Source organism: Streptomyces sp. YIM 121038, assembly GCF_006088715.1.
Lineage (GTDB): Bacteria > Actinomycetota > Actinomycetes > Streptomycetales > Streptomycetaceae > Streptomyces.
The window spans coordinates 233,723-246,077 of record NZ_CP030772.1 but is presented as its reverse complement, the minus strand read 5'-3'; the positions used below and the strand labels follow the sequence as shown (position 1 = coordinate 246,077).

Below are 12,355 nucleotides of genomic sequence, written 5' to 3'. Positions count from 1 at the left end.
CCACGCCGCTCCGGCCATCATCCCGCCACGACAACAGCACGTGAAGGCCGCCGCTGAATTCACCAACGGTGTCCAACAAGGGGCACGATCTGACCGAGCCCGGAAGGAACGGAAGCACCGCGTCGATCAGCGGCTACGAAATTCTTGGAAGAGCCGAACGATTTACAGCCCCCATCATGAGCCTCGACTAGACCGGGCAGGGACGCAGACGCTGGTCACAACGCTGGAACGCGGCCCTGTACGCCTTCGAGATCACCTTTGGCGGACGGCTCTCCGACGCCCGCCGCTGAACCCTCAACAACCCCAGAAGTATCGGGCAGACGTCCGAGTTTGGTGTATTCGCGGTGTACGGCTTGGAGGAGGGTGTGGGTGGTGATGGGTTGGTTGGTTTCGGCTGCGTGGTAGGCGGCGGTCGTGGTGCAGCATCGGATGTCGCCGCCGGTGAGGTCGTCGAAGGTGCGGGCGAGGTGGTCGAGGTCGAGGTCGTCGGCACGGGGCGTGTGGGGACCCAGGCAGTGGTTCCAGAGGCTGTGTCGTAGGCGTTCGTCGGGTTTGGGGAAGTGGGCGATGAGGTCGAATCGGCGGATGAAGGCCTGATCGATGTTGGTGAAGAGGTTTGTGGCCAGGATGGTGATGCCGTTGTGCTGTTCGAGGCGTTGGAGCAGGTAGGAGGTTTCGATGTTGGCGTAGCGGTCGTGGGCGTCTTTGGTTTCGGAGCGTTTACCGAAGAGAGCGTCGGCTTCGTCAAAGAACAAGATGGCGTTGGCGTGTTGTGCTGCGGTGAAGAGGCGTTCGAGGTTCTTTTCTGTTTCGCCGATGTATTTGTCGACGACGGTCGCGAGGTTGATGACGTAGAGGTCCAGGCCGATGTCTGCGGCCACGACTTCGGCTGCCAGGGTCTTGCCGGTGCCCGATTCTCCGGTGAACAGGGCACAGACGCCGTGTCCGCGTCCGTTACCGGGGCGCAGGCGCCAGGTGTCCAGGACGTGTTCGCGGAAGCGGGCGCGGCGGGACAGGTCGTGCAGTTGGGTGAGGACGGTGTCGGGGACGACCAGGTCGTTCCAGGTGACGTCGGGCTGGATGTGGCGGGCGAGTGGGGTGAGGTGGCCGGTGTACTGGCGTCGTGCTGCTTGCTGCAGCAGGCGGGTATCCAGGGGGATGCGGTGGGTTTCGGCATGCCTGCGGGCGCTGTCCAGGGCCTGGGTGATGTCGTCGGGGCCCAGGTTGTAGGGGGTCATGGCCTGGGCAGCTGCTGCGGGTTCTAGCAGGGGTGGGGTGGTGTTGGTGAGAGCGTGCAGCCATGCCGCGGCACGCTCTTCCGGTGCCCATGGGGGGGGAGTCATCTCCTGGACGGGGTGGGTGCCCCACTGGTGCCAGGGTATGGTCCCGGTCAGTACGAGTGGGGTGTGGGGGGCGCATAGCTGTACTAGGAGCGGTAGCAGTGTTGCCGCGTTGTGTCCGAGGGCGTCGATGGGGCCGATGCGCAGTCCGAGGTCGTGAAGCCTGGCCTCGCGCACTACGGCGGTGAGTGCTGCGGTGGGATCGTCTGCTTGGGCCAGCAGGTGCAGGTCGACGGCTAGTGGTGTCTCTGTGGTGAGTGTTCTGAGTGCTTGGTCGGCGGTGATGGTGCCCGCCTGGTTTGTGTTCTGTCCTCGCAGGTAGACCGCCTGCGCTCTGGTCAGCGCCGCCTGGAGGCGGTTGGCATGTTCACGCAGCGCCGGGGTTCCGAGGGGGTAGAGGGAGGCAGAGGAGGTGAAGGGCGCTAGTGCCGGATCGGGGGTGTCTGGTGCCAGGAGGTGGGCCACAACGCGGTCTGCTGCCTTAAGAGGGCGGTTAAGGAAGGGATGTTCGTTGTCGGTGAGTTGCCACAGGCCGTAGCGTGCTGCGGGGCCGGTGGTGAGTAATGACCATGCCGGTGTGCTGATGGTCGGCTGGCCGGCCAGGTACAGGGCGGTGTGGGCAGTGGGGTGGCCCAGGGCCGGATCATGGTTGAGGTAGCCGTAGAGCCGGGCGAACCGGCGGTCCAGATGTGGTGCGAGCGCGACCAGCAGAATCTCGGTTTCGTGCTCGGACAGCGTAAAGGCATGGGTCAGGTCACGCAGAGGCAGCCGGTGTCCGGTGTCCTCGGCTGCATCGGCGGCCTCTTCGATGTCCTGCAGCATTCGTTGCTCAAGCGGGTCTGGGGCCAGGGAGGCGGGACAAGGCTCGTGCAGCAGACGCACGGCTTCCTGCTGGGACAACTGCATCTGCCCCCAGAGGCTGGCCACGGCATCCTGGGCCTCGGCGGCCGATGAAGTGACCGCGCGGCGGATGCGGTGCTCCAGTACCGTCAGATGTCGCTGCAGATACCATCTTCCGGCACTCGCCGTGTCGAGGTCGGTCGCCAGTGGGGGAGCGGCTGTAGTCCCTGGTTCAGTGGATGTCATGAGCTCACCTGGCTGTTGTCACTACGGCGCTTGGTGTTTGCAGTGGCTTGAGCATTGGCCGTAGGGGTAGTAGAGGTGTTCACGCCGTCGGGGGTGACGCGGGCAGCGGTGATCTGATCATGCTCGAAGGTGGACATCGGCGTGGTGATGGTGACGTTCAGCAGGGGAGACAGCGGGCTTCCGAAAGTGCTCCAGAGTTCAGAGAGGAGGCCGTCTTCGATGGGTGGACGGCCCACTTCCAATTCAGCGTTCGGGTACGGTAAGCCCGCCGTCGTCAAGGGGAGCGTGCGTGTCAGTGCCAGTCGGCAGTATGCAGCAGACAGGAGCCGATGTGCTGTCGGAATATCGCGCGCCCAGGTGGTGATCATGTAGGACAGGCGCAGATAGCGAGATGGTGCATGCGTGGCTGTTGTGTAGGGCTTGCCGGTGGGCCACTTCTCCGGTGGGGTGCCGTTCACAGGAATGCGGCCTGCGGCCCGGCGTGAAGAATCTTCTCGTACGTCGTAGAGGTATGCGTTCACGATTGGCATGACCGGATCGGAAACGTTCGCATTAGTTGGTGGATCAAATGTCACTTGGACAGTACGTGATCCAGTGGCGTCGTTCAGGATCTCTCGCAGTTGTGCGTCGATGGTGTCGATCATCGTGGCCCTTTCAGCCTTCCAGAGGAGGATAGCGGCGAGTGCTGGGGAATCAGGGGTGTTTCCGCGATACCCCCCCAGATTGAAGGTGGATCTGTCGCACCGTGCTCTCCAGCCGCGAGCCCTCAGGGTTGGCCGGAGCCCAGTGTGCCGGAGTCTGCTGCAGCCGCTGTAGGCTCCACTCAGTTCTCAGCAGCAGGCTCGGCGGGGGCCCGGGTGGGGAGTGCGAGAACAGTGTGGGTCGTGGCATGGGAAACACCACCTGCAAACAAGTTCCTGGAAAGCGTGGGGTGGCTTGCCTGGTTCATCCGGCCGCAGTCCCCTGTACTGCGACCCTTATTATGGAGTGTTGAACTTCCACTTCTGCTGGTTTTGGTTTTCCCAGGTGGCCAGTGTGAGTTGGCCGTCATTGTCTGCGGGAAGGGTAAGGACGCCGCCTTTAGGATGCAGGAGGCGGTATACATCGTCGCCGCAGGGTTCGATTGACCACAGTGTGAGGGTGGACTGAACGGTGATCTTCGATGGATCAGCACCGTCTAGGCTGAGATAGGCGGTGCCGGCGAGGCCGCTCTTAATGGAGTAGAGACTGCCGGATTTCGCCTCAATGGTCCACCGCTGATTTTCTCCCGTGCCGCGGCGGTAACTGATGGTCCTGCTGCCTGGATTTGCGTTGCTATCCGCCTGATCGATGGCACGGTTGGGGAACGCGACGTTGGTGATGATGTACTTTCCCGCCGCAGGTAGCGAGGAAAGCCCAGTGAGCTGCAGTATTTCTCCGGAGGGTGAGGTGATGGTGTAGGACGGCTTCCCAGGGTAGGCGGGACTGGCCCAGGTAAGGGTAAGACTCGTCAACTTTTGTGTTTCCGGATGGGTGAACGTGCAGTTTGCTGTAGCGGAGGATTCCTGGGAAGAGGCAGTGACAGTCCAGAGGTACTTCTGTGATGTGCTGTTCGCCGCAACAGAGGTGGAGGGTTTCCCGTCGAGCGTGGCGTTGACGGCTGTGCCCGGAACCGTGACGGCGAGCGAGCTGGCGAGTCCGTTCTGGTAGGTAAGGGAGATGGACCGGTGCTTTTCGTTCCTCAGGTGGAGGTACAACGTTGCCTGAGGGCCGCCACCTGACTGGCCGGCCGGGTATTTCAGGGCCGAGGCCGGGTTGGAAATCCCCGATCCGTTCGAGGTGGTAAGGAAAACAGCGCTGAGGGGGCTCGCTGCATTCCGATCCAGGGAGTATGTGACGGAGCCGTCGTTGGCCATTTCCCAACGGATGGTGAGGGTCCCCTGCCCGGGGTCCGGAGGAGTGAAGGCCATGCTGCCAGACATGGGGATCGCCTGTGATCCCTGGCTGTACTGGACGCGGGTATATTCTGAGCCAGATGCTTTTAGCGGAATGTCATGGACGGTTCCGGTGCAGTTGGTCAGCGACTGCGTAGCGCTCCAGGCATCGTACGACTGGTCTGCGATATAGAAGGTGATGGTCCGGGCCACAATCTTGAGGGGAGTTGAGGCGGCGGCAAGTTGGCTCCCGCCCTTGCCCATCAGTTTGACTTGATATTCACCGGGGGGCAGGTTGCCCTGAAGCGTTACGGTTGAGTGGGCTGCAGGGGCTTTTGCGGAGCTTTTCATGACCCCGTTCTGCCAGATTGTCATAAGGTTGTCGCTGCTGCTGTAGCCCTCTGGATTTCCGCCGAATCTGCTGGCGTACTCGATCTGTATGTCATCGCCGTATGTGGGGGGTGACGCGGGGAGCCTGATGTAGTCTTTCTCAGTTACCGCCGCGTTGACCAAGAAAGTCTTGGGGGCGGCGAGTTGTGCCACCGGCGAGTTCCGTGCGAAGAAATATACGGTGTATTTGCCTGGCGCGTATGTATGACTGAGGGTGACAGGCGAGTTGTTGCCGAGGTATTCTTTTTCTATCTCTTTCCCTTCGGGGCTGAGGTCACCTTGTCGTATGCAGTAGTAGTTCTTGAGGTGCGGAAAGTTTGTAGTGAATGAGATCTGGGCATTGGCAGCATCAGTGATGTCGTTTGGTTTGGTAATCTGGATTCCCTCGGGGAGCGGGGAAAGCATGGCATGGAAGTATTGCGGATCTGCGAGGTTCCCGCCGCTGCTCCCTGTGAAGTAGACGCAGTAGTCTCCCGGTGTTTTGAACTCATCTCCAGACAGGTTCAGCGTTCCGGTTTTATTCGGGGCGTCCTTGAATGCTTTGGCTCCCCAGGTTTCTCTATTGGTGTTGATGAGGGGCTTATTGTTGGAGGTGCCAGGGGTATGTTCGAATACGGCGACGATGTTCTTGCCAGCCGGGTCATACGGTGTCGCGTACGTCACCTTTGTGGCGCTGCCCTGGATCGGGTTGAGGGATAGGGAGCCGGGACGAGCGGGGTCCATGGCTACGGTGAAGCGAACAGGAGGGGCCAGCCATGCCGTGCTGCTTCCCGCTGTCCAGTAGGCGGTGTATCCACCGGGGGGCTGTGCTGATGCCGGATAGTTCGCCGTCGTGCTGGACACTGGTTCTGTCCAGACGGCTCTGATGCCGGTGGGCAGGGTGTCGGGGGAGGGGATGTCCTGCCCGGGATAGATGTGCAGACGTCCGTCGGGCCGCTGGTGGTGAGGGTTCGAGGGCTGGGTGAGGCGAAAGAGGGGAGCGGAGTGTGCGGGGAGCGATCCCGCAGTCGCATTCGTGAGCGAGAGGGTGCCGTAGTCGCTGTTCTGGAGAGTGACGGTGAAGTGATTGGGCGTGGCGAGCCAGGCGGCGTGCCCGCGTGCCACGAGGCATGCGGTCCAGTCACCGGGCGGCAGGCCGGGCACGGCAGCGGTCACCGACCCGGTTTCCTGCGTCCCTGGCGCGAGAAGCGGAAGGGGGGCGAGGGCGCTTGCTTGTGCGCCGGGGGTCTGCTCCTGCGGTCCGTTTCCCTGGTACAGGACGACGGCCGCGCCCTGCTGCCATTCCTTCTTTACTCTCCATGTGAAGCCGATGGCCTGGCCGGACACCGGTGTCCCGTCAGGGGCGACTTTTCCGGTATCGCGGCTGTTTGCGGGGAGGAGGGCGGTGAACTCTGCGGGATTGGCGAACCAGGCGCCGAAGGCAGGGTCCCCGTAGTAGAGGGTGTACACACCAGGAGTGCTGATTTTCTCTTTCGCTATCGTGACGGAGCCGCTGGAATTGCTGGCCTCGACTTGGTGCAGCGGTGCGGCCAGGGTTCTGCGGTTGTCGTATTCGACTGCCGGAGCTGCGTAGAGGGAGATCTCTCCCCCTTGGGAATAGGTGCGTGAGTAGTAGGACACGGGGAGCGGTTGGTTGATCGTTACGAGATCGCTGACGATAATGGCGCCGCCGCCCCTCTGCGGGGTAGAAGTTCGGATAGGGAGCCCTGGCCACAGCTCATGAATGAAATGGGTTTGCACATAGCGGAATTGGTGGATCTCGGCGCACCGGGGTCCTGCCAGCAGATAGTGAACTCCCTCTCGTTCCGGGTCCTCGACGACGGCGTCGAAGCCCTGGTGGAACTCGGACGGCAGTTCGGCATAGAGCTGATTGACATCCTTGGCTGCTGTGCTAGGGGCTTCGAAGGCGGAGGGATAGTGCCTGTATGTGTTCTTGCTGAATACATACAGCCCTTTGTGTTCCCCCGTCGGAACCGACAGGATGTCGTCCACAACTGCGGTACCCCACTGCGGGAGGACCGTACCGAGAGAGTAGACGCAGGTGAACGCGTGACCGGTGCCGTCCCAGTGGGCAACCTGGGCTCCACTCACCAGCAGGAAGCAATTTCTGTCGGCACTGTAGGCGGCGGCATCGATCGAGCCCTGGAGAAAGGAGCTGAAGGCAGTCGGCCCCAGTCCTTTCCAGCGGTGCTCCAGGCGCGAGGGGCCGGGGACGGGCCGCCGGGCAGTGAGGTCGTATCCCACGGTGGGGTCGACTGCCGTGTTGCTCTGTGCCAGCCCGCCAGGCTCCACGCCGGGACGGTAGAAGAACACCGTGCGGGCTCCGCCGGAGACGCTCTGGAACCGGGCGGGGAGAGTCAACGCGGCGGTCGGCGCGTCACCGTCGGCCAGCAGCGTGGTGAACGGGATAGCCGCAGGGCAGTTGGCCTCAGCCACCGCCCGCAACTGACCGCGGGCGGTGTAGTGATCGAGAGCTTCCGACGGCGGCCAGGCCAGCGCCACGGTCACACCAGCATGTGCGGGGACGCCATGAGTCAACTCCTCAGCCAGTTCCCTGGCCGTCTTGACCCAGCCCGGATCGGACACCGACAGCTCCCACCCCAGCAGCGCGGCATGGTGCCGCAGCGCGGCGGGGGTGCCGCGCTCGGTGGCCAGAGCCATAGCACTCGCGATGGCGGCCCGCTGCGGGCCCTCGCCCCACGGAGACAGCCGTGGGGCGTCACAGACCTGGGCCAGCCAGCTCAGCCACGGGGTATCGGTGCGCCAGGGATCCAGCACACGCGGGAGGTCTGCCAGCGCGCTGTGGAAGGGCTCCAGGAGGCGGCCGACGGCCTCAGCGAATTGCCGCATCATGGGATCCCGCGCGAGCACGGAGGGCAACGCGGGCCGGGTCGACGGAGAGGGAAGATCAGGTTGGTCGGTCATGGCAGTCTCATTCGCAGCGTCGGGGGAGGGGCGCAGGACGTGGTGTGGCCGTAATAGAGGAGGACGCACTGGGAGCTCCGGGGCGTGTACACACCGCCCCGCGCGGGGCACCACGTGCGGGGAAGGGGCTCCAGGCACGCGGTCGCCGGTCACCTCATGCTGATCACCGCTACGGAAGCGGTCCGGGCAGAACGAGCCAGGCCCAGCGGGTTTCCCACCGTGCCGTGGCCCTGTCCAGCGGGTCCGGCGGGCGGATCTCTCTGATGACGCAGATGCGTTACGGGCCGGGTCAGCCGGTGAAGGTGGCAGCTAGCTGACCGTCGGAGTCAAGGCAGATGACGGTGTGGCGGCCCGAGTACACCAGGCCGTGGGCGTCGACGGTGACAGACACCGCAGTCTCCAGATGAGTCTCGCCCGGAGGCTGGAAGGCGGCTGATTCCACGGCCTCCAGATCAGTAAGGTCGGCCAGGGCCTGGTGGATGTCGCCCGTGTCGGGACAGCGCCCTATGGGCCATCCCCGGCTGTGCGGACCTGCGCCGGGCAGAGGGCAGAAATAGCGGTGCAGAGCTGCGGCAGCGGCACGGGCCAGGTTCTGGCAGTCCTGCGGGGAGCTCCACGGGCGAGCACGGACGGTTACGGTGGCACAGACCTCGGACATGGGGAAGTCAACGAACTCCAGGCCCGTTCCGGCGGGCAGGCGCGGGCCGAGGCCGGTGCGCACAGTAGCCTGGATATCGGCTGTGGGCAGGAGCTCGGCGGGAGTAAGCCGGCCCTGGCCGTCGGGTTGCGCGAAGGGCAGCAGAGACAGCCGCAGGAGCGGCATGGTGTCGCCGGGGCGCGGGGGCTGGCAGTGGGCGGCGGCGATACCAAAGCCTCCCGCTGTGACCAGCCCTTCGATTTCGAGTGCCGTGGCCGCGGAGGCGGTGATGCCCGACAGCGTGTTGTACGAAGCACTGGGCTGGGGATCGGTGCCACCGGTTGCGTCCTGGGGATTGGTCACGGCAGAGATCTCGGCCCGGGGATGGTCCAGGATGACGATCGCACCTGCGGCGACATTGCCAGCGGCTCCCCCGCCGCTGTGATACGAGGGGATCCGCAAGAGGCTGTCGGCTGAGGGGAGCGCGCCACGCAGCGGGTCAGGGCTGAACCGTATGCGGTTGGCCACGGGGTCCACCGTGAAGTGACGGTCGCGGGCCGTGGAGTTGGCAAAGGAGTCCACCATCGTCCATACCTGAGTGCGGGTGCCACGGACCGCCTCGAGACGGGGACGCATGTGTGTGGTGGAGATCTGATGTCTCAGCTCAAAACTCTGCCCGGCAGACCCGTCGGAATGGCCCAGGTACTCGTCGGGGATGACCTCGCCCTGGACCGCAGTCACGTCGCCGCACACCTGAAGATCCACCGTGTCGGCGACCAGCGTGAGCGAACCGCCCGGCGCGGGACGGCATCGCAAGAGCCCCACGCCCTGCCGCTCAGGCTGCGTTCCCGTGGCAGGAAAGACGCTGGCGGTGTGCGAGCCGGGGACCAGGACATGAAAGCGGGGGGCCTGGGAGGGCAGGGACACAGGGACACTGGCCCCGCAGGGCACCCAGCCCTCGCGCTCCCAGGCCTCCCAGCGCAGACCGTCCAACGGGACTGACGGATGGAAAGGCAGGGACAGCACGCAGGTCATCTCGGGCAGGGGGCGGGAGAGCACCAGCAGGATGCACTCATCCGGGCCTGCGACGGCACCCTGCGCCAGAGGGGCCAGGGGGACTGCGGCACCGGTGGCATGTGAGGTGGCAGGGAGGACACCGGCTGTCACCAGAGTTCCGGAGTAGAGGGTAGCGTCCCTGAGCGTGGTGAAGCTCTGGCGGGGTTCGCCTCCGCTGGGCGCTGTGGAGAACGAGGTACCGGCCGGGACGATGACCTGCTGATCCAGCGAGGGAGCCAGCTCTACTGCCATCGTCACACGGGCCGGCGAACCCAGCGGCGGATCCAGCCCCAGCCGCCGTGCCACGGCCTGCAGGCCGTGCTCGGCCAACCGGTTGAAGCGCTCTGCCAGCGGGGTGAGCATCTGAGTGAAGACGAGGGGAAAGGGAGGACCGGCGGTGCCGGGTGTGACCGGGGTAACCAGGTCGGGGGGGCGCTGTCTGTCCATCGGCCCCGCAGCGGGAAGAACGGTGCTGGTGTCGGGCATAGGAATGCACTTTCTGGTGAAATTCAACCTCGGCAGCGGGCAGCTGTAGATGATGCTCGGGTCATGTCACGAGTTCCGCGGTGACGTTGTTCCATCGCTGGTGGGATTCGCGGGCTTGGTATTGGTGGCGGCATCGTCAGGCGGTCCAGTGCAGCAGGTGCTCCAGGCTGCGGACGGGGGCAGGCAGGGCCGTGAGCCGCAGCCAGCGCAGCAGTTCCGGGACGGTGACTGGGATCATCGCGGTGTCGCGGCTGTGTCCTGCAGTGCGGGTGACGGCTGTCACCAGGGCCGTGAGGGTGTACGCGACGATGCTGATCAGGCTCCAGTGCATCCAGGAGTTCCAGCAGGTCACCTGGCCCTGGTCGAGGCTGGCGACGGCCTTGGCGGTCTCGAAGGCCTCCTCGGTCCGCCACCTGCTGGAGACGACATGCACCAGGGTGGCCAGGGTGACGGGACGGCTGGAGTGGCAGTGGCAATAGGAGAGTTCGCCGGGTAGCGGTGACGGCGGACGAGGATCACCGACTCGCCGTGGTCCGGCTTGCCGCTGGTGGGGGCGTCGTCGTTCTTTACGCTGATGCAGGCCCAGTCGTAGTGCCGGTCGCCCTTGGTGCCCGACCCGGTGCGCACGCGCTGCCAGGCCGCCTTCGGCACCAGGGTGGTGACCGCGACACGGTTCCCGTCGTCGGTGGTGACGGTGTGAGTGGTGCGTACGCCGACGGCGTAGTCGTAGCCGAGCTCGCGCAGACGGCGCCGCAGCGCCTGGCCCCCGTAGACCTCGTCCGCGGCCACCCAGCGGGCCCGGCAGCCCAGCCGTCGCAGCCGGGTCAGCATCCTGGCGGCCAGTTCGGGCTTGGTGGTGAAGGCCGTCTCGTCGGGGACGCCGGTCAGTTCGCGGTGCTCGTCGCCGGCGGCCCAGGCCGGGGGGAAGGTAGAGCTCGCGGTCGAGCAGGGCATGCCCGTCGGCGGCGGCCAGGGACAGGTGCACGGCGACCTGGCATCTACGAAACTCGGGGCAGCTCATACTGCTTACGCTATGTGGCGGGAACCCATCGATACCTGGATCCCGTGTACACCTTGTTGTCGCTATCAGCGGAGCTGACGCAGTAGAAGGTATCGCCGTACACTGCCAAGGCCCTGAAGCCTTCGGGGCCGTCGGTGGTAGTGATTTCCGTGAAGTTGATCGTGCCGGTTCCGATCTTACCCATGTACACCTTCCTATCGGCGGTGCGTCTGACGGCGTAGAGATCCTCGCCCATCGCCGTCAAAGCGTTGAACCACCCCGCAGGTTTGGAGATGGGGGTCTTCACGAGTCGGATCGTGTTGGTGCCGTCCACACCCCCTGTGTACACGGCGTTTTCCTCGGTAGCGCCGTTGATGAAGTAGAGGGTAGCGTCGCGCATGGTCACGGCCACGCCAGCGAAGTACTTCGGGTCGCCGGCGGTGGGTATCGGCGTAAATCGGATCGTCTCGTTGTTACTCACAGTCCCCACGTACAGGCTGCTGTCGACCTTGGAGTTGGTGCAGTAGAGGGTGTTTCCGCGCAGGGCCAAGCCGGAGAAGACCTGCGGGCCGTTCTCAGTGGAGACCCGCGAGAGTTGGATCGTGCTATTGCCATTCACACGCCCCCTGTACACGTAGTTGTCAATGCGGCTGGTGCAGAAGAGGTCATTTCCGTACACGGCCAATTCGCCGAAGGCATCCGGGCCGCCGTCGGTAGAGATCGGCGTGAGCCGTACAGAGCTTTGGAGGCCGCGGGTGATGGTAACGGGGGCGGGAGTGGCAGAGTAGTTGCCGTTTTTGGTGGCGCGGAGCGTGACACAGTAGCTGCCGGTTGGGAGGTTAGGGATGGAGGCTTGAGTCGTCTTGGGATGGACCAACTGTGTCTGCCTGCGCGCGCCAGAGGTGTAGTCCAGTTCGTAGCTGGTCTGATCGTCGACGCCCTCCGGGGCCGTCCAGGACATGGACTGCCTTTCTTCGTCTAGTCTGAGGTTTGTCGGGGCGTTGACCTTGCCGCCTTCGAGGATGATCCGGATGTCGCCGGGGTTGGAGGTGTCCAGTGTGGAGGAGAAGGTGAGGGGCGTTTCGGAACCTGTGGGCATAATGCTGTCCTTGAAGTGTGGGGGCCTGCTGGGGTGTCCGCGGGGTCGGGTCGTCGGCCGAAGCATTCGAAGGGGCGGACGTAAGCCTTGGCGAGGGTGACAGCCGTTGGCCGTGGATCTCCTCGGCGGTACGGAAGTGCACGGTGGTCGGCATGCGCCAGCCGATGCTCGAATGTCGGCGTTCATGGCTGCAGCGGTGAACGCGTCGAACCAGTCGCGGGTGTGGGCCAGCGATTTGAATGGTTCGGGGTGGTCCGACATGGGCTTTGTGTTTTTCTGGCTGCCGCCTGATGGCTTATTTCACGCGGGGGAGCGTAGCCTGTGCTGGTTGGTAAGGACTTCGTTCGACGGGTCGGTATTTCCATGCCCGAGTGAAGGCGATGGTCATTGTAGCCAGAATCTGATGTATTTCATGTGATGCCT

Annotated in this window: 8 protein-coding genes; 1 reads left to right on the top strand and 7 read right to left on the bottom strand. The window is 64.3% G+C overall.

All coding sequences use genetic code 11. The annotated features are described in order from the left end of the window. Positions 1–215: 215 nt before the first annotated feature. The 7 genes from C9F11_RS43840 to C9F11_RS43810 form a co-directional block, all read right to left on the bottom strand. On the bottom strand, positions 216–2,426 hold the full coding sequence (locus C9F11_RS43840; RefSeq protein ID WP_138967988.1) for an ATP-binding protein: 2,211 nt from the start codon (positions 2,424–2,426) through the stop codon (positions 216–218). Beyond that, the gene (locus tag C9F11_RS43835) at positions 2,423–3,070 is read right to left on the bottom strand and encodes a Pvc16 family protein (RefSeq protein ID WP_138967986.1); all 648 of its coding nucleotides are present in this window, start codon (positions 3,068–3,070) and stop codon (positions 2,423–2,425) included. The genes C9F11_RS43840 and C9F11_RS43835 overlap by 4 nt, the downstream gene beginning before the upstream one ends. A 336-nt stretch (positions 3,071–3,406) precedes the next feature. Then, positions 3,407–7,654, bottom strand: a complete 4,248-nt coding sequence (locus C9F11_RS43830; protein WP_138967984.1) for a phage tail protein — start codon at positions 7,652–7,654, stop codon at positions 3,407–3,409. Between the two features lie 289 nt (positions 7,655–7,943). Beyond that, positions 7,944–9,833, bottom strand: coding sequence for a hypothetical protein (locus tag C9F11_RS43825; RefSeq protein WP_138967982.1), 1,890 nt, complete (start codon positions 9,831–9,833; stop codon positions 7,944–7,946). A 136-nt stretch (positions 9,834–9,969) separates the two neighbouring features. Continuing rightward, positions 9,970–10,164, bottom strand: coding sequence for a hypothetical protein (locus tag C9F11_RS43820; RefSeq protein WP_138967980.1), 195 nt, complete (start codon positions 10,162–10,164; stop codon positions 9,970–9,972). Positions 10,165–10,181: 17 nt separating this feature from the next. Continuing rightward, entirely contained in the window at positions 10,182–10,787 is a 606-nt protein-coding gene (locus tag C9F11_RS43815; protein ID WP_138967978.1) for a transposase, read from the bottom strand. A 77-nt stretch (positions 10,788–10,864) separates the two neighbouring features. Continuing rightward, positions 10,865–11,932 (bottom strand): hypothetical protein, encoded by a 1,068-nt coding sequence (locus tag C9F11_RS43810; protein ID WP_138967976.1) that lies wholly within the window; start codon positions 11,930–11,932, stop codon positions 10,865–10,867. 112 nt (positions 11,933–12,044) lie between these two features. Here C9F11_RS43810 and C9F11_RS43805 point away from each other — a divergent pair, with 112 nt between their 5' ends. Further along, entirely contained in the window at positions 12,045–12,350 is a 306-nt protein-coding gene (locus tag C9F11_RS43805) for a hypothetical protein (RefSeq protein ID WP_138967974.1), read from the top strand. The last annotated feature ends 5 nt before the right edge of the window (positions 12,351–12,355 follow it).